The organism is bacterium, assembly GCA_036504735.1.
GTDB lineage: Bacteria > Electryoneota > RPQS01 > RPQS01 > RPQS01 > DASXUQ01.
The window spans coordinates 1-19746 of sequence record DASXUQ010000012.1 but is presented as its reverse complement, the minus strand read 5'-3'; the positions used below and the strand labels follow the sequence as shown (position 1 = coordinate 19746).

General features: G+C 58.5%; 13 protein-coding genes. 12 read left to right on the top strand and 1 reads right to left on the bottom strand.

The window, feature by feature from the left end; translation table 11 throughout:
• The first annotated feature begins 315 nt into the window (after window positions 1-315).
• Window positions 316-4275: a M14 family zinc carboxypeptidase gene (locus VGL38_11600; protein ID HEY3296071.1), complete on the top strand. Its 3960-nt coding sequence runs from the start codon at window positions 316-318 to the stop codon at window positions 4273-4275.
• A 112-nt stretch (window positions 4276-4387) separates the two neighbouring features.
• Here VGL38_11600 and VGL38_11595 read toward each other — a convergent pair whose 3' ends face one another.
• Complete coding sequence (locus tag VGL38_11595; protein ID HEY3296070.1) at window positions 4388-4783, bottom strand: hypothetical protein; 396 nt, start codon at window positions 4781-4783, stop codon at window positions 4388-4390.
• Window positions 4784-5026: 243 nt separating this feature from the next.
• Between VGL38_11595 and VGL38_11590 the strand changes: the two genes are divergently transcribed.
• From VGL38_11590 to VGL38_11540, 11 genes are all read left to right on the top strand, one after another.
• Window positions 5027-5647 (top strand): hypothetical protein, encoded by a 621-nt coding sequence (locus VGL38_11590; GenBank protein HEY3296069.1) that lies wholly within the window; start codon window positions 5027-5029, stop codon window positions 5645-5647.
• Window positions 5634-6275 (top strand): hypothetical protein, encoded by a 642-nt coding sequence (locus VGL38_11585; GenBank protein ID HEY3296068.1) that lies wholly within the window; start codon window positions 5634-5636, stop codon window positions 6273-6275. Before VGL38_11590 ends, VGL38_11585 begins: the two co-directional genes overlap by 14 nt.
• Window positions 6259-6594 (top strand): transcriptional regulator, encoded by a 336-nt coding sequence (locus VGL38_11580; protein HEY3296067.1) that lies wholly within the window; start codon window positions 6259-6261, stop codon window positions 6592-6594. Before VGL38_11585 ends, VGL38_11580 begins: the two co-directional genes overlap by 17 nt.
• Before the next feature lie 111 nt (window positions 6595-6705).
• Window positions 6706-7326 (top strand): MarC family protein, encoded by a 621-nt coding sequence (locus tag VGL38_11575; protein ID HEY3296066.1) that lies wholly within the window; start codon window positions 6706-6708, stop codon window positions 7324-7326.
• A gap of 337 nt (window positions 7327-7663) precedes the next feature.
• On the top strand, window positions 7664-8779 hold the full coding sequence (locus VGL38_11570; protein HEY3296065.1) for a hypothetical protein: 1116 nt from the start codon (window positions 7664-7666) through the stop codon (window positions 8777-8779).
• A 9-nt stretch (window positions 8780-8788) separates the two neighbouring features.
• A complete protein-coding gene (locus VGL38_11565) occupies window positions 8789-9232 on the top strand; it encodes a DUF1569 domain-containing protein (protein ID HEY3296064.1) in 444 nt (147 codons plus the stop codon).
• A 15-nt stretch (window positions 9233-9247) separates the two neighbouring features.
• Window positions 9248-9685, top strand: coding sequence for an isoprenylcysteine carboxylmethyltransferase family protein (locus tag VGL38_11560; GenBank protein ID HEY3296063.1), 438 nt, complete (start codon window positions 9248-9250; stop codon window positions 9683-9685).
• Between the two features lie 237 nt (window positions 9686-9922).
• Window positions 9923-12967, top strand: a complete 3045-nt coding sequence (locus VGL38_11555) for a T9SS type A sorting domain-containing protein (GenBank protein ID HEY3296062.1) — start codon at window positions 9923-9925, stop codon at window positions 12965-12967.
• A 44-nt stretch (window positions 12968-13011) separates the two neighbouring features.
• Entirely contained in the window at window positions 13012-16050 is a 3039-nt protein-coding gene (locus VGL38_11550; GenBank protein HEY3296061.1) for a T9SS type A sorting domain-containing protein, read from the top strand.
• Window positions 16051-16190: 140 nt separating this feature from the next.
• Window positions 16191-16649, top strand: coding sequence for a ferritin family protein (locus tag VGL38_11545; GenBank protein HEY3296060.1), 459 nt, complete (start codon window positions 16191-16193; stop codon window positions 16647-16649).
• A 231-nt stretch (window positions 16650-16880) separates the two neighbouring features.
• Window positions 16881-19316 (top strand): T9SS type A sorting domain-containing protein, encoded by a 2436-nt coding sequence (locus VGL38_11540; protein HEY3296059.1) that lies wholly within the window; start codon window positions 16881-16883, stop codon window positions 19314-19316.
• Window positions 19317-19746: the final 430 nt, after the last annotated feature.

The window sequence follows — 19746 nt, the reverse complement described above, 5'->3', positions numbered from 1 at the left end:
TAAGGAGGATTCCTTCGAGCATCCAATACACGGCGCGGGGTCTGCAGCAGATGGGTAGTGCATGCTAACACCTTGAAAAAGCCAATAGAAAACCAGCACAGCGGGCACAACATAAGCGTAGAGGAGTGGTCCGAAAAATTCAAACCATAGCTTTGGACTAAACTTAGGCAATGTTGGAAATAGCCGGGATTCTATTGCTTTTCGCGGAGATGAGTCCTAAATTGTAAGCCTTGAGAAGCCCTTGAAAAAAGTTGACTTTCACAGTGTTTGCATAGTGTAGGGTGATATTTCCCAGACATGCAGAAAGGTAAAGCCGTGAAGATTTTTCGGATAGCGTTGTTTGCTCTGGTCTTGCTGTGGACCGCAATGGCCTTTGCGGAGGCACCCACCCACCTCTTAGTGCGTGTTTTGCCCGGTACTAAAGCACGTCTTCAGGAACTCTACAGTTACTCCCGGCTCGATCTCGTGCCCGGCGATTCTCCGATGCAACCCAACCTTGTGGCACTGCCCGAGGATTTGCAATTCCTGACAGAGCATGGGTTTGCTTATGAGATTCTGCAGCAGAGCATCGAGCAGTTCTATGCTTCACGGCTGCACGATATGCCCGGCGCCACCATGGGTGGCTATCATACCTTTGCGGAAATTCAGTCCGCAATGGATTCCATCCATAATGAGCATCCCACCATTGCCGGGACCAAGTTCAGCATCGGCAGCACCTACGAAGGGCGCAGCCAATGGGTCATGAAAATTTCCAGCAGTCCCAACAGCGACAACGGGATGCCGGAAGTCTTTTTCAACTCCATGATTCACGCCCGCGAGCCCGAAGGCATGGAAGCCCTGCTCTATTTTGCGCGCTGGCTGACCAATGGCTACGGCTCGGATCCGATGGCGACCTATCTGGTCAACAACCGTCAAATCTATTTCCTGCCCTGCGTCAATCCCGACGGCTACGAATACAACCGCAGCACCAATCCCAGCGGCGGCGGTATGTGGCGCAAGAATCGCAAACCCAACGGCGACGGCACCTACGGAGTGGATTGTAACCGCAATTTCGACCTGGCTTGGGGGATTGACAACAACGGCTCCTCGCCGAATACATCGGATGAAACCTACCGCGGCCCGTCGGCATTCTCGGAACTCGAAACACAGCACCTGCGCGATTTCATAAATGCTCATCATTTTGTAACCGAACAGGATTGCCACACCTATCAGGATGACATTCTGATTGTGTGGGGAACCAGCTATTATCCGCCGCCCAGCGGCAACGGTCTCTGCGCGGATGACGCAACCTATCGCATGATTCTGGACTCGATGAATTATTTCATCCATCAGAACAGCGGCATTTACTATGCAACGGGCGCTCCGTGGCAGATTCTGTACAACACCAACGGCGGTTCGTGCGACTGGGAATATGCCTCCGGGCTTGGCCATTCGAAAATCTTTGCCTTGACCACGGAAATCGGCAACTCCTCCGACGGCTTCTGGCCGCCGCAAAGCCGGATCTTGCCGCTGGCTCAGGAGAATCTCGGCTCTTTTATTTTCCTCGCCCGCGTCGCCGGTCCGCTGGCCCCGCGCCCCTATCAGGTGACCTACAACAGCCAGTGCCAGAGTGAAGTGAACGGCAACGGCAATGGAATCACCGAACCGGGTGAAGGTCTCAACCTGAATGTCACGCTGAAGAATTCCGGAACCAGTTCGCTGACAAATATTCAGGGCGTGATCACCACCACCGACCCCTATGTCACCATCGCCCAAGGGACCTCCGCCTGGGCCGATCTGATTTCCAATGCCACGGGCACCAACACCACCCCGTTTCGTCTGACCGTCTCCGCCGGTTGTCCGGCGATCCATTTTATTCCGCTTAATTTGCACGTGACCGCGGCCAACCTCGACACGAATATCGCGCTGAATGCCACCGTCGGCAACTCTTGTTTGTATGATCAGGTGGAAAACGGCACCAATGGCTGGACCACCGGCGGCACGCAGAATCAGTGGCACGTGGCTACGCGCCGCTATAGTTCCGCGACGCATGCCTGGCTCTCGGGTGCGGATGCAGGCAACTATGCCGACAACATGAGCGCCTATCTGCTCAGCCCCACGCTCATCATGGGTGCCGGCGCGCAGCTTATCTATGACCAGTGGTATGCCCTCGAGTCCAACTTCGATTACGGCTATGTCGAAGTCAACACCGGCTCGGGCTGGGTGCAGGTCGGCACGACGGTGACCGGGTCATCGAACGCCTGGGTGCATACTACGGTGAACCTGCCGGTGACCTGCGCGGGCACTCCGGTGCAGATCCGTTTCCGCATGACGTCCGATGCCAACACCAATGCCGAAGGCTGGTACATCGACAACATCAATACCGGCTGTCCGCCTCCCTCGCAGCTTATTGTCGGCGTGCCCAACGGCGGCGAAAGCTGGTATACCGGCGAATCCAACAACATCACGTGGACGTCACAAAGCTTCTCGGATAACGTCCGCATCGAACTCAACCGCAGCTATCCGTCGGCCACGTGGGAAACCATCGTCGCCAGCACCGGCAACACGGGCAGCTACAGTTGGCCGGTGACCGGCCCGGTCAGCACCACCGCGCGGGTGCGCATCAAGGGCGTCACCCAGACAACCGTGGGCGATACCTCCAATGCCAACTTCACCATTGCCACCCGCAGCCTGACCGTAACGGCTCCCAACGGTGGCGAGAGTTGGGTCACGGGGACCAACAATACCATTACCTGGACCTCGACGAATGTCTCCGAGAACGTCAAGATCGAACTGAACCGCAGCTATCCCGGCGCCACGTGGGAGACGATCACTGCCGGCACGGGCAACACCGGATCATATGTCTGGAATGCCACCACGCCCGCAACCAGTTCGGCCCGCGTGCGTATCATCGGATTGGTTCATCCCACGTTGGGCGATACCTCCAATGGCAACTTCTTCATTGGCCAGCCGGGTGTCACGGTTACCTCGCCCAATGGCGGGGAATCTTGGATAATTGGCACAACCCACACCATTACCTGGACCTCGCTGGGTGTGTCGGGCAACATGTTCATCGACCTGAACCGTGCCTATCCGGGCGGCTCGTGGGAAACGCTCTCGGCCAGCGCGCCGAACAGCGGCAGTTTCTCCTGGACCGTAGCCGGCAGCGCCTCCTCATCGGTGCGGGTGCGCGTCACCAGTCTGAACAACTCAGCCTACAATGACCTGTCCGATAACAACTTTGCTCTTGCCAATCCCAACCAGCCGCCGGTAATTGTGCATGATCCGCTGCACGATCAGCAGCCTGCCACCTTCACGGTCACGGCGTTGGTCACGGATGATGCTTCGGGATTCGTCACGCGGTTCTTTTACAAGCTCAGCACGGCGCTCTATTACGATTCCTTGCTGATGGGACCCACGGCCAACCCCAATGAGTTCGCAGGCTCTGTTCCGCCGTTGGCCGCAGGCAGCTATGTGTACTACGTGAAGGCTACGGACGCGGTCGGCGCGGCGACGCAGACCACGCCGTTCACGTTCTACGTCGGCGGGATGTGCGGCACGGAGACAGCCTATGATGACGGCATTTCCGAACGCAGCAACTGGTCGCCCAATCCCTTCGTGCAGTGGGGTGTGAAGTTCACGCCGTCCGCCGCGCCGTTTGCGCTGTGCTATGCCCGTATCGGCATTTCGGCGGATCATCCGGATTCGTCGCACAGTCCCGTGCAGGTGCAGGTGCGTCTGGCCGATGGTTTGGGCGGTCTGCCCGGCACGGTGCTACAGTCCCGCACCGTGGGCAGCATCGGCAATGTCCCCGGTGGTGTGCCGCCGATTCCCGCGCCGTTCGACTATGTCGTCTTCAATGACAATTCCGGCAACCCGCTTCTCCTGAACGGCGATTTCTACATCACAGTCTCCAACAGCGGCGCAACAGGCTATGAAGCCTTCCTGCAGGATACCTCCAGCGCCTATGCCGGACATTCCTACTATTACGATTGCGATTCGCTCTGGCACAATGAAAACAGCGGGCTTCCCAATGCCCGGCTGGGCAATCGCATGATCCGCGCCGGAGGTTTCAGTCTTACTCCGCCGACCATTGTGGTCTCCACCGTGGGCAGTGACGCCCATCTGAACTGGACCAACCTGCACGCGCCCTATTACCGCGTATACAGCGCCCTGACTTCTGACGGCCCGTTCACTACGCTGGTAGGCTCGACCACGGACACATCCTTCGTGCAAACCGGCGGCGCCAATCTCGACCGCAAATTCTACACGGTCCGCGCCTCCACGCTGCCATAATCTCGACTGTACCCGTCAACACCGGGGCACAAACGGAAAGGGCTGCGATCTTAGAAGATCGCAGCCCTTTCCAATTTTCAGCGTTTCAGACTTTCAGTATTTCAGCGTTTTCTTAGTGCTCCACCAACCGGGACTCTTCGGCTTTGAGATGCTGTTTCCAGTTCTTCAGAAAGCGCTCGCGGTGGTACTTGTAGCCCTTTTCATAGCCTTCGTAATGTGGACCGTCGGTCCCGACACGTTTCATCTCCCGGCGGCAGCGCGCCATATGATACATATCCGCCAGCAGCTCCTCGGGCAGGTTGTCCGTATTGCTTAAGACCGTGGGCATCGGCACTCGTTCGTCTCCGCCGCTAAGGTGCGCGATTTCGTGCTTTTTGTCCTTGCCATCTTCAAACACCCGCACATCAAACGCGCCGATCCCCAAGGCCCGGCAGGCAAAACCCAAACTGCACCCCCGCTCGACGAATTTCAGCTCGATATTCTTGTCAACGTACTGGACGCGCTCCATCGCCTCATTCCCTTTCGCTAATTCTTTAAGTGATCGGACTGCTTCTTACATTATCTGGCTATGTCATCTGAAGTCTTTAATCTCCTGTTGGTTAAGGTAACAGATTCGCTTTATCAATGCAAGCGGCCCGCTGTGACATCTTCAGATGCTCTGCTTGAGGGCTTGACTCGGCCCTAATCTGTTTGTATATTACAAACATGTTTGCAGCGCAGACAAGGCGGACTCATCTTTCCGGAAATCAAAATGGAAACGACTGATTTAGATCAACTTCAGGATGATATTCTAAGCCGCTACAACCGCGACGGAGCACTGGAATTTCTGCTCGGGCTCGGTCTTATTCTCGGAGGATTGCGTCTGCTTGTCCACGGCAACATGACGTCCCCCATGACACTGGCTCTCTTCGTCATTATCCTTGCGGCGCGGGCTTGGCGGCGCAGGATCACCTATCCGCGCCTCGGCTACATCGAATTGTTGGCTACCCGCCGCCACAAGTGGCGCGTGCGTGTCCTGACCATGTGGGTGGTGGCGCCACTGCTCATTGCCTTGGCGGCGATGCTCTACAAAGTTGCCGGTGGCGCGCCTGATGATCCGGGTCTGTTCGAGCATCGCGAAATGAAACTGGTCTTCGGCAGCATCATCGCTCTGATCATCGCAATGGTCGGTGGCTTTCACAGGATGAAGCACCTCTATCTCTTTGCCGCGCTCCTCTGGCTGCTCATCTTTGCCGCTTACGCTCTTAACCTGAGCGGCGGCTACGCACTACTCACCACCGGCGCCGCCCTGCTGATCACCGGCCTTGTGCGGCTGCGGCTCTTTCTGCGTGACAACCCGAAATTGGAAGAAGAAGCACATGGCAGTGTCTGAAATAAACAGGCTGGAAGATCAAATTCTCGAAAACCAGACGGGCGGCGGCGGTCGAGAGCTTTCAGATGCGGTTTTGTTCGCGGTCATTGGCATCGCAGCATTCTTTAAACTCGACATGCTGCCTTGGCTTGGCTTTCTGTTTGCGGCCATAGCCTGCCTCATCCTCGGGGCAATGTTCTGGCGGAGGAAGATTATCTATCCCCGCGTCGGCTATGCCAAAATGCGCCAAGAAAGTGCCCTGTACAAGGTGTTTAGACCCCAACGCCGTTTCGTAATCCTGCAAATGATGACATTCCTCGTGTTGATCGCCATTGTCTGCATTGTCAAACTCTATTTGCCCCCGCAAACTTCTTCTGACTCTGCTTCATCCGACGGCTCGTATGCCTTCACCTTTTGGATATTCATGCTATCGGCGTCGGCGGGTGCCCGTCAATGGCGAAATATCCTGCTCATTGCCGCGTGGGCAACGGCGGTGCTGCTGACTTCAACCCTGTGGCACGTGAACATCCTGTACGCCATCGCCATTTCATTTAGTGTCGCCCTTATCTTCGGCCTCCGCAAACTCCGCCGCTTCCTCAAAGAGAATCCCGTGCTCGAAGGAGATCCCGCCGATGACCTCTCCCGCTGAGAGCGGCGATTTCAAACCCCTTGCCGAACTGGATCCGGTGATCCATGCTCCCGCGCGGCTGGCTATCGTCGCCGCGCTCTGTGTGGTGCAGGAGGCCGACTTTGTGTTCCTGCAAAAGCATACCGGACTGACGCGCGGCAACCTCTCCTCGCATCTGAGCAAGCTCGAAGCAGCAGGATACGTCACCGTGGAAAAGAAGTTCGTCGAGCGGGTCCCCCGCACACTCCTGAAACTAACTCCGCAGGGCCTCGAAGCCTTCCACAAATACCGCCAACAGATGCAGCAGACTCTGAACGAATTGCCGGAGGGGCGGATCTAAGATCCGCCCGCTGATCGCCAACGTCCGTTCAACGTTTGCGCCTTCGGTTCAAATTAGCTACATTACCCGCAATCTGGCCTTCGATACCCTTTCCCAACTTCAGATTTCTTAATGCTTCTGTACTTTATTCAAGCCTTCGCCGCCGCCTTCGCCAGCACCGATCCTATCGGAGCCGCTCCGGTATTTGTCGGCTTAACCGCGCAGATGGACAAGCGGCAGAAGATCCGTGCTGCTATCCGTGCATCTGTCTCCTCCTTTCTGATTCTGGCTATTGCCGTTGTGCTGGGCCGTTACATCCTTGGCCTGTTCGGCATTTCCCTGCCCGCGTTTCAGGCGGCGGGTGGACTGGTGATTGTCCTCATGGGTCTCGAAATGCTCCGTGGCACTCCCACCCGCGTGCAGCATGATGATCAGACCGACGAGGAGACCGACGACCCCATCATCGTTCCCTTCTCCATGCCATTGGTGGCCGGACCCGGCGCCATTACCACCATGATCACCCTCACGGCGCGCTCCGACAGTTGGGCAAACCAGTTCATCGTGCTGGTGGCCATCGGCATCGAGACCTGTGTGCTGCTGGCGATTCTGCTCTCCGCCGCGTGGCTCTCCTCACATATCAGCCAGAGCGGCCTGAAAGTTCTGCTCCGTTTCCTCGGCCTGATCCTGCTCGCCATCGGCGCCCAGCTCCTGCTCTCCGGCGTGCAGCAGTTCATGCTGCCGGGAAAAAGCTAAGTCGCCGCTTGCCTCTTATCCTTCCCCTTTGGAACAAGGGGAAATAAGAAGAGGTTCTGCCCGCATCCGCCACCACCTCCCCGTAGGGGCGGGTTAAGCAGAAGACGCCACACATCAGAGAATGCAACACGCGCAACCCGCCCGCGCCACATCCTGCAATCACTAAGACGGGAGGGTTGCGGCAGACCTTAACCCTCCCCTACACCGGTCAGATCAAGGGTATTGCCTCTGCCGTAGGGGCACGACATGTCGTGCCCGTCTTCTGTGAACGCGCGGTGCCCCGAAGGGCCATCCGCGCTCTCCTTTCGCATGATACTTCCAACCGGAGACCTTCTCCATGCGCATCCTGATCACCGCTCTTCTCCTCGTCCTCGCTTCATCTCTTGCTCTGTCTGCGCCCACAATACACGACAGCACCGAATGGGATCTGCAGCCATCGCTGACCTATGACGCCCTCTGCCTGCTGAATACTCTTTCCGCCGATTCCTTCTACCTCGACTATTACCAGAAGGATTACAATGAACTGGCGCCGAAACTGACGCCCGAGGCGAAGACCGCGCTGGCGGCAATTCGTCACGGCATCAAGGATGAGATGCACGGTATCATCTCCGCTGCGCTCTGCCTGTATTTTTCCGCGGTGAATGATACTACGCTGGATCAGCTTGTCGCCACGGTGGATCATCCCGAGACCATGCAAGCGGCGCTGAAGCAGACGCCGTATTATGACGAGCAGCAGTGGCAGGGCTTCATGGCGCTCCGGCCCGCTCTGCGCACGGTGTTTGTCTGGATGAAGCAGACCGGGTTCGACGCCTACTGGCACTCCACCGTTCTGCCCAAAGTCCAGCGCCGCATCGAAGAGATCCGCAAGGACTTGCCGCACTACAATGTGATCGGCGAGGATGAGGCGCTGCTCGGTGCGCCGCTGCCGTCCCACCGCATCACCGTCTACATGCTCTACTACTGCCAGCCCCACGGCATCAAAATTGTCGGCACGCGCTTCCTGTCGGACGTCGCCTATCCCTTCGATATCGTGGTCCGCAACGCCGCCCACGAGATGATGCATCCGCCCTTTGACCTGAGCGGCGACTCCGTGCTGGTGGCGGCGCTGAACACGCTGCAGCAGGATACCTTCCTGATGGACAAGGTGCTGCATCACAATCCCGACTTCGGCTACAACGACTTCCCCGGCTTCATCGAAGAGGACTGCGTGCAGGCCCTCGAGCAGACGGCCAACCGCAGTATGGGCATCGCCCCGGAGCCCCGCCAGCGCTGGACACAGAGCGATGACGGCATGCACGTGTTTGCGGTTGCCCTCTACAGTGTCATGACCGCTGAAAACTACAATGCAAAACACGAGCGCTTCTCACGCTTTCTGATCCGCATGATTCAATCCGGACGTCTCGCACCGGGAAAAATCAAAACAGTTTACGATGCCTTTTACGCCTCCAAATAGGAACATTGGATGAAGACGATTTTCAACGACAGTGACTTCGCCGCACTCGAAAAGCGCGTGCAAACCCTCGGGCCGGTCGCACCCCGGCAGTGGGGAAAAATGGATGTGGGACAAATGCTGGCCCATGTCAACCGCGCCATCGATCTTAGCATGGGCAACATCTCCGCTCCATCCGAGAGCACATGGCTCCTCCGCGTGCTCATCAAACGCTGGGCCGTGGGCAGCCTTCCCATCATGAAGAGTTCGCCAACCTCCGACACCATGCGCATGACCGATCCGAAGGATTTCCAAATCGAAAAGCAGAAACTGCTGGAAAATCTGCGCGCCGCCAAAGCCCGCGGCCTTGCCGGCACATGGTCGCCGCACGTCGCCTTCGGCCCGCTGACCGCCGATGAATGGGGCCGCCTGCACCATAAGCATCTCGACCATCACCTCCGCCAGTTTGCCGCATAGTCCGGGAGCAGACCCATGCCGCTCAAACTTCTCTCCACCCTTGCCACGGCCGCCATGGCCGCCGCCGTGATCGTGCTCTATCTGCGTCACGCACTGTTCTCGCCTTCGCCTTTCGTAATTGTGCCGCAAATCATCGCCCTGCTGCTTATGGTCTGGGCACGGCTGACTCTTGGCGTCCGCAGCTTTCACTATACGGCTGATCCCACCGCAGGCGGTCTGGTCATCAGTGGCCCATATCGCCTCATGCGCCACCCCATCTATGCCGCGGTGCTCCTGTTCGTCTGGACCAGCGTCATCTCCCACTGGAGTGCCCTCCACGTTCTGCTGGGGCTGCTGGCCACCGCCGGTGCCGTCTTCCGCATGCTCTCCGAGGAACGCCAACTTCGCGCCCATTATCCGGGCTACGATGACTATGCCCGCCACACCCGGCGGGTGATCCCGTTTATCCTGTAGTTTTCAGCGTTAGTGGCACGAACCGTGCATTGAGCAAGGTGCTATACTGCTCGATGCCGGTTTTTGTATGCCCGGGAATGAAGGCAACTTCAGAAATTACAGAGCCTTTTGCCAGCGGACAGGGTTGTCTATTATGGTGGAAGGCTCTGCATGTTTTGCGGAGTTTGCGATTTTCTGCATAGAGGTGGAGTAGGGTAAGTCCTGATTGGGTGCACCGCAACTTAAGGAGGCTGGACGATGAAGCTTTCTACTCTGTTTCTGCTACTGACCGTCTTTTGCACAGCAACGATGGCTGATCCCCGGTTGTGGGGTCCGCAAGGTCTGGCGCTGACCGGCAATGGCCGTGTCGAATGGGATCAGTCTACCGCCTGGAATGACGCAGGCTATGCTGCTATCACCTGGTCCGACATGCGGAATAACAACCGCGAGGTCTATGCTCAGCTCATCGGTCCGGATGGTGATCTGCTATGGGGCAACGGTGTGCAGATCACGAACAATGCTCAGGAACAGAGTTCCGCACTCATCACCGCCATCGACGGCGGCTGGATTGTGGCCTGGATCGACTACCGCAATGTGCCACGGGGAGATCCCGACTACAACGATTACGGCGGCGAGATCAGGCTGCAAAAACTGAACAACCAAGGCCAGCCGCTCTGGACAGCCGACGGCGTCCGGGTGGACAGCAGCACATACGTCAGCCGCGCGTCCTTGCGGTTGCTTCCCGATTCTACGGGCGGCGCTCTGCTGGCGTGGATGGGCCGTGCTTCTTCGGGTGCCTTGCATATCTACGCGGCGCGGATCACCGGCGCGGGCGAAGCGGCTTGGCCGACGGTAACAGTTTTGCCCAGCGGCGTCAATGCGTTGGTCGCGACCACCGACAACTCGGATGGAATGATCCTGGCGTGGGTGGAGAACACCGTGCTGAAAGCCAGCCGGATTGCCGCGTCGGGCGCGCAGCCGTGGGGAACGGTCACCGTGCGCGATAGCGTGAGCTACTATTACAAGCCCGCCATTGCCTCCGATGGCAATAACGGCTTCTATGTGAGCTGGGTTAATACGCTCCTCGTCAACAACTTCGATATCTGGGCACAGCATGTCAGCGCCACCGGGCAACGGCTGTGGGCAGATCGTGGAATTCCCGTCTGTACCGCTTCCTCAACGCAATACGACGTGGCCATCGCCACCAGTACCAATGCGGGAGTTGTCGACGGCTGTCTGTTGACCTGGTATGATCAGCGCGAAGGAGGCCAGGCACATTACTACACTCAAAAACTTGATGCCGGCGGCACCGCACTCTGGGGAGAAAACGGCACGCTGCTCTGCGACTCCGCGTCGTCCGGGCAGATCCTGACTCCCGTTAGTGACAACGAGGGCGGCTTGGTCGCCGCATGGGATTTCTGGGTCGGCACGGCCTATGAAGGCCGCAGCATCAATGCCGTCCGCCTGAATGCCTCGGGAGTGGCCGCCTGGCCGCAGGGAACCGTTCCGGTCTGTGATGATCCGCTCGATGACGATCAACTGCCGGCCATCATTCCGCAACCGGATGGCTTCCTCGCGGTGTTTGAAACCGGCACCCATGGCGATGAGGTTCAGCAACTGGCCTTGCAGAAACTTGGCCGCGCCTCCGGGGAGCGGGAATTAACGCCTCGCGGAATCACACTCGTATCTTTCCCGACCACCGTCATCGGCAACGGTATTCCGGTTCCGATGTCCAATGGCCGCACGGCGCTGGTGGGGAGCAACAATGAAAAGACCTGCTTCCAAATTCTAAGCACCGATGGCCGGCCTCAACTGAATCCGGATTCCATCTTTATCCTCCCCGATACCACAGGTGTGCATTACGAAATGTACCCGGAATATTTCTACACGGGACAGGCCTGTTCGGATGGCAGCGGCGGCTTCTTTGCGCTGCAAAGCTGGGGCAACGATGAATCCGGCTATGAAGCCTTTCTGGGCCATGTGTCCTCGGAAGGACAGGTGCTGAACAATGGCCGCGCCGGCTGGGTGTGGGAGGGCGCGGACGTCACCGATTATGGCATGATGTCCAGTCTGATTTCTCCGGATAGTGCGGGCGGCTGCTATGTCTCCTTCCAACTCTGGTATCCCGAGACCGGCGTCTACCTGATGCGGATGAATGCGGAGTGCCAGCGGATGTGGACACAGCCTGTCTGCCTCGATACCGTCGCCTGGTACCAGTCCAATGAAACCAAGGTGGCCACTACCGCCGATGGCAGTTGCATCGTCGCATGGTCAGGCTCTGCCGGATACCGTTTAGGCGGTGTTTCCGCCGCCGGGACTCTCAGGTGGACGGTGGCCGTCAGTGACTATTCCGATTGGGATCTTCCCCATCCCAAACTGACCACCGACGGCCAGAACGGCGCCTATTGCACGTGGATGGAAAACGTTAACGCCCCGGAAATGTTCCACGTTCACGCCCAGCACGTGAATGAAAATGGCGAGGAGCTTTGGCCGCACGGCGGTCTGCGCGTCTCCACTCAGGCCTCATGGCAGGCTCAATCCCGTCCGATGACAGACAACGCGGGCAATCTGATCGTCATCTGGACGAACGAGTCAGAGGGCATCGGGTATGATCTCCGTGCACAAAAAATGTCGCCGGACGGCGCACGGCTCTGGAGCGATAGCGGCCGGGTAGTCTGCAACGCCCCCACCAGCCAGCGCAATCCTGCGGTGGTTTCGGATTTTGCGGGCGGTGTCTTTGTGGCGTGGGAGGATGCCAATGACATCAACAATGGTAAATCCCACATCTCCGCCACGCATCTGGACAGCGACGGTTTCTCCGGCCCCGATCCCTATTGGGTGCAAAATGAAGGCGGCATCATCAGCGATACCGCCGCCAATGCGAATGTCAGTCCGGTCATAATCGCCGGAGCGGCGGGCAGCGCAGTGGTGCTCTGGTCGCAGGATCTGAATCAGTCTGCCGGATCCGCCTATAGCTTATTCGCTCAGCGGATCTCCGCCGCCCCCCTTGCGTCGGGTTCCGACGTCATCCTTCATCCTTCCGCCTTCAGCCTTTCCCAAAACTACCCCAATCCTTTCAATCCCACCACGCGGATCAGTTTTGATCTGGCTAAAGCGGGGATGACCAAGCTGACGCTGTTCAATCTGCTGGGCCAGGAAGTGCGCACCCTGACGAATGAATACTTAACAGCCGGAGCCCATCAGGTGAATCTCGATGCCTCCTGTCTGCCCAGCGGTCTCTACATCTACCGCCTCGAATCCGGCAGCTCCACCGCCAGCCGAAAAATGATTCTGCTGAAATAAACTATGGCACTGCTTCTGTGAACCGCAACTTGAGGAATTCGAACATGAGACTGTCTTCGGTATTTTTACTTCTTATGAGCTTGGTAGCGGCGGCAACGGCCGATCCCCGCCTTTGGGATCCCCGTGGCGTGTCCGTCAGCCCGATGGGCCGTGTGGAATGGGAACGCGCCACCGCCGGCAACAGCTCCGGCTATACCGCTGTGGCATGGTCCGATATGCGCACCGGCAACCGCGAGGTGTATGCCCAACTGATCGATCTCGCCGGCAACAACCTCTGGAATGGCAGTAACGGCGTACAGCTCACCGACAATCTGCTCGAGCAGAGCCAGCCCGTCATCACCGCCACCGAAGGCGGCTGGATCGTGGCCTGGATCGACTACCGCAATGTGCCACGGGGCGGCGAGAACAGCATGACCGGCGGCGAAGTCCGCCTGCAAAAACTCAACAATCAGGGTGACATCCTCTGGACCGCCCAAGGTGTTCGCGCCGAAGGAACAGCACAGGTCTACCGCGGCACATTGAAACTCGCATCCGATGCCGCCGGCGGTGTCCTGTTTGCCTGGATGGGCGTCCTCGGTGGGAATTACGATCTCTGCGCCGGGCGCATTACCAGCGCGGGCGAGATCGCGTGGCCGACGGTACATCTCAACACTGTTGTCGACCAGTATCACCTCTTCGAAGCGGCGACCGATGGCTCCGGCGGACTTTTCCTGACGTGGATCCGCTCCGGTAGCATCTATGCCAGCCGCATCACGCCGCAAGGCTCGTTTCCCTTCGGCACCGTGGTCGTGCAATCACAACTATCCGGTGGCTATGGGTCCGTCATTTCTGCGGACAGCAGCGGCGGCTGCTATATCGCCTGGTTCGCGCAGGCGGCGCAAACCGACATGGACATCTTCGCCCAGCGTCTGAATGCGGCCGGGCAGGCCCAATGGAATGACGGTGGTGTTTTGGTCTGCGACGCGCCTGCCGAACAGTATTATCCATCCGTCGCTCCCAGTCTGAACGCCGGAGTCCCCGATGGCTGCCTGCTGACATGGTATGACCATCGCGTCGGATCCAATCCGAACGTCTACTATACGCAAAAGCTCGATCTGAACGGCACCGCGCTCTGGGGTGTCAACGGCATTCTGCTCAGCGACAGCGTGATGTCCTATCAGGACCTGAGCCTCTTTAGCGACGGGGCCGGCGGCCTCGTAACCTGCTGGGAAGATGAACGGCAATCTTACCAGAATATACCGATGGCCGGCTACGACATCCGCGCTACGCGCCTGAACTCCGCCGGACAGCCCGTCTGGTCGCCGGCGATTGTTCCGGTCTCTCTGGCCACCGGAGACCAATGGATTCCCGTGCTTCTGCCGCAAAGTGACCGCTATGCGGTGCTGTTTCAGAATGGAGTGTATGCGAGCGATGTCCGGGGCATGGGAATCCAGATGCTGAATCGCCAGACGGGCCAGCGGCTGCTCCCCGGTGACGGCCCGGCGATGCTGGACCGCCCGACCCACAATATTCAGGGTGCCGGCGCTGCGCCGATGTCCGGCGGCCGTACCGCAGTTCTCTGGTATGAACGCGCGACCCATTATCAAATTTTGAACAGCGACGGTCACGCCACGCTGAATGCGGACACCGCGCTGATCCTCCCCGACTCCGCGGTCTGGTATAGTGCGGTCACTCAAACCTGTCCGGATGGCAGTGGCGGATTCTTCGCCGTGCTCTCCAGTGGCGACAGTGAATACGGCTACACGGCGTTTGTCGCCCATATGGCTTCCGATGGACATATCACGGGCAATGGACGCGCACGTCTGCTCTGGCAGGGCCCTACGGGAGATTACAGCATCAACACCGCACTGGCCACACCGGACAGCGCCGGCGGCTGCTACGTGGTGTTCAGCTACTACTCGAGTCCCACCTCCGAAAGCTATGTCCTGCGCCTGAATTCCGATTGCGAGCGGATCTGGACGACTCCTACGACGCTGGAGCACCATGCGTCCATTGACGTCGACAATACCAAACTTATCACCGGCGCTGACGGCAACTGCCTTGTGGCGTACAAAAGCGAGGCAGGGTATGCCTACCACCTCGCGCGCGTCAATGGCGACGGCCAGGTGCTGTGGAATATTCAGGTCAGTGACACCGTGGGTTGGATGGACTATCCCAAGCTGACGTCCGACGGCCGGAACGGAGCCTACTGCACGTGGCTTCGCTCCTCCTCCATGACCGCCGGTGACTATCGGGTCCAGGCCCAGCATGTCGCCGCAGATGGCAGCGTTCTCTTTCGTCCCGGCGGCATGTCCGTCTCTACCCTGGGAGGCCTGCAAGCCCAATCCCGTCCGCTGTCGGACCAGGCGGGAAACCTGATCGTCATCTGGATCCAGACGGTGGACGTCACGTTCGAGCGGGATGTGTATGCTCAAAAATTCTCTCCGGATGGAGCCTATCTGTGGGCAGATTCCGGAGTGGCGGTGTGCAACAGGCCGGGTGGGCAAATCAATCCGGCGGTGCTCTCCGACAATGGCGACGGCGCCTTCGTGGCGTGGCTGGACAACGATTACAACTGGGCGCATGTCGGCGCCACCCATCTGAACGCCGATGGCACCTCCGGACCCGATCCTTACTGGGTGGCCAACACCGGCGGCATCATCAGTGATTCCGTCGCCGAAGTCTACGACAGCCCGCTATTGGTTCCCGGTGCGGACAACAGCGCCATTGTGCTCTGGTCGCAGGACCTCGGTCAATCCACCGAGCGCAGCTTCGATTGCTATGCCCAGCGGATCGTCGCCGCCAGTCTCGGCTCGGGTCCGGAGTTCATCCTTCATCCTTCAGCCTTCAACCTTTCCCAAAACTTCCCCAATCCTTTCAACCCCACCACGCGAATCAGTTTTGATCTGGCTAAAGCGGGACTGACCAAACTGACGCTGTTCAATCTGCTGGGGCAGGAAGTTGCCACACTGACGAATACCTACTTGACGGCAGGCACGCATCAGGTGGAATGGGATGCCGCGGCGCTCGCTTCGGGCGTGTACGTCTACCGCCTCGAATCCGGCAGCTTCACCGCCAGCAAAAAGATGGTTCTGCTGCGATGATGCGTGCTTTCAGTTGCATCTTGTCTTTTTGATCGCTACATTTTTAGTGCAGGGCCGGGCGCTACCCGTCGGCCCTGCACTCTAAACTGCTTGATCTGCATGATGATACGTACACAGTCGATGTCCGAGGAGTCTTTTCCATGCCCGATTTCCGTACTGCCGATGAGATTTTGGATTTTGCCATTCGCCGCGAGGAAGAAGCCGCGCAGTTCTATGTAGAACAGGCCGACAAGATGAACCATCCCGCCACGCGGCAGGTGTTTCTCGATTTTGCCAAAGAGGAAATCGTCCACAAGGAAAAGCTCACGGCTGTCAAAAACGGCCGGCACCCTATGGCTCCGCCGCAGAAGATTGCCAATCTGAAAATCGCCGATTATCAGTCGGCCTCGCCGCAGGTCGGGCCTTACATGACCTATGCCGAGATGCTGCAGGTGGCCATGCAGAAGGAAAAGGAAGCCTTCCGCCTCTATTCCGACCTCGCCGCCGCAGTGGACAGCACCGAACTGCGGACGCTGTTTCAGGGACTGGCCAATGAAGAGGCCAAGCACAAGCTGCGCTTCGAACTGGAGTATGACAAGGAACTCTCCGGCGAAAACTGAGTGCGCTCCCGGTCATCATGGACATAGAAACGGCCCTTCGCGGGCCGTTTCCTCTTCGCCAAAAACCCCACTCCTCCTCACCCTCCGGGTGAGGGTGAAAAACAGGCCCCCACCCCCACATCTTTGGGATTCCGTTCCGCTTCGGAACGGAATCCCAAACCCCACCGGCGTCTTCTTTCAACTTTCCCATTTCATTCTTATCTTAAGGAAAAGCACCTCAAGGCCCAGACCATGCGCTCCTTCCTGATCCTTCTGCTAATCGCCACCGCCACCCTCGCCGCCACTCCGCAACCCCAAACCGCCTTCTTCGTCCAAAATGAAGGGCAGTGGGACGGTGCTTTCGCTTTCAAGTACGACGCCCCCGGCGCCACCTACTTCCTGACCTCATCCGGCCTGACGCTCGACCTGCATTCCCCCGAGCCCCGCACCGCCCCCGACCAACTTTGTCATCCTGAAGCCCGTCTTCGGGCTGAAGGACCTCGGGCGAGTCTGGTCCACGGACACGTGCTGAAACTCTCCTATATCAATGCCAACCCCACCCCCATCCTAACCGGCGAAGACAAACTCCCCAGCTACAGCAACTACTTCCTGTCCAAGGATAGCTGCAAGTGGCGCAGCCGTGTGGGCCATTATCGCAGCGTCACCGCCCAAGACGTCTGGCCGGGCATCGATGTCGAATACCGCATCGCACCCTCCGGGGTGGAAACCGTCTACCGCCTCCATCCCGGTGCCGATCCCTCCCTTATCCAACTGCGCTACGAAGGCCAAGACACCCCATTAGCCGTAGATGCAAACGGCAGTTTGCTCTTATCGACGTCTTTAGGCGCGGTGACCGAAGCAGCCCCCTTTGCCTATCAAAACATCAACCATACTCAGGTAACCATTCCCTGCCGCTATGAACTGACCGCTGAGGGCGGCTACCGCTTTGTACTGGGTGCTTACGATGTGACCAAAGAGGTGGTGATTGATCCGGTCGTGTATTGCAGCTACTGGGGTGGGGGATTCGCCGATGCGGTTGAAGTCATTATCCAGGACCATGAGCATCACAAGGTGCTCTACGGAGACGTGAATGGGGGCGAGTTTGGGTTTCCCACTACGCCGGGAGCCTACCGCGAGACATCCAGCGGGTGGTGCGGCTTCCTCTCCAAGTTCAACGCTGACGGCGATTCGCTGCTGTTCTCGACATTCCTCGGAGGTGTTAACCACTCGGTCCGGTCAGCCGTTTGCGATGCCCAGAACGCGGTCTACGTTACGGGAGACCTTGACAGCGTCGGGATCAACCAATATCCGCTGACGCCGGATGCTTTCGACACCACTTGGAGCGGCCCCAGTGAAGGCTTCTTCGCCCGCATTTCCAGCGATGGGGCGACGCTGGAATTCAGTTCCTATTTAGGCGGATCGGGACGGGACTTGTCCAGTGCGCTGGCGGCGGATTCTGCCGGCCTGATCTATGTCAGCGGCACCACCTCTTCTCCCGACTTCCCGCTGAGTGCCGATGCCCTGTACCGAGACTTTATGCGCTTCAGGAGTGGTTTCTTCTCCGTGTTTGATCCGCAAAGCTCTGCACTGCGCTACTCCACCTACTTTCCCGGGACACTTGTCGAACCTCTCGGGCTGACAGTTCAGGCCGGGCAACAAGTCTGGATCTACGGGGATGCCTGGCACGGCGGCATCCCGATCACGGCTAACGCCTATCAGCCTGACTTGCATGGACAGGAAGATGCGTTCTTTGCCCTGCTGGACTGGCAGGCCGATACGCTGCTGTACAGTTCGTATATCGGCGGAATCGCGCCCCCCGATCTCTCCTTCGACGAGTGGATCAATTACCTGCTGCCGTTGGGGGGCGATACGGTGGTGCTATGCGGCAGTACCTATTCCCGCGATTTCCCCACGAGCCCTGACGGCTTCGACACGGTCGGTGTGGTCGACGGCTCGTATCTGCAAAAGGCCTTCCTGACGATGCTGAGATTGCCCGGGACGCTGCTGCACGGCACCCTGCTGGGAGGCTTGGGCGCTCTCTACCCGCACTTTGCCGTCGATGCCCATGGCGCGTTTCTGGCGGCGGGAATGCCCTACGACCGCAGTTTTCCCCTCACCGCCGATGCTGAGGACACGACGCTGCACAGCATGTTTGTCAGCCGCTTAAGCCACGACCTGCGCCGCCTTGAGTACAGCACGTTTCTTGGCGGCGATGCCGGGGCAGGTGATTATATCAACAGTGTGCTCTACGAGCCGGGGCGGGGACTGTGGCTGACCGGGTCGTCTGAGTCGCACGATTTTCCCGTGACCCCCAACGCCTTGATCCCGACCGATCACGGGGTGCTGGGCTACGGGTATTACCTCTGTTATGCCCTGCCCGGAGATACCGACATTACCGATGCAACTTCATCCGTCATCCTTCCGCCTTCATCCTTCAGCCTTTCCTGCTTCCCCAATCCCTTCAACCCCACCACTACGCTTTCCTTCACCTTGCCCGCATCCTCCGAGGTCAAGCTGGAGGTGTTTGATCTGCTGGGCCGCAGTGTCTATCAGCAGAACTTGGGACGGATGAGTGCTGGGGAGCATCAGCACCGCTTCGATGCTACGGCTTTGTCCTCCGGTATCTACTTTGCCAAGTTGCACACCGCCACCGCTTCCCAAATCCGCAAACTGGTGTTGCTGAAATAGTCTGGGTAGCTACGCGATTCATCGCGCGGTCTTGTCTTCCCGAGGCTCAGCCTCCCGCCTGCACCATTTCCCCCCAAATCTCACATCCTCTCCCTTCCGCAAAATCAACAATTCCGCCCATTCCGGTCCGGATCCAAGACCCCATGTCTGCGGGAATTGCGCATTAGTTCAAATACCCCTTGTAAACCCATACCACCTCGGTGTATATTAGGACAAGCGCACAGAACCCCCTTCTGATTCCCCTTTTTCAAAGGGGGAAAGGGCAGAGCTGCGCGGCGGCAGGGCTCTCGTTTTTCCCCCTTTCTCCACTTTAGTGGGGAAAGGGCTGGGGATAGGGGCCTGCCCCGCTGGGCGTTAGTGTGGCCATGGATCAGCACGCCGGAGCATGCTGGCTAGTGGGTATGAGGGGAAGAAAGGAGCCCCGCATCCT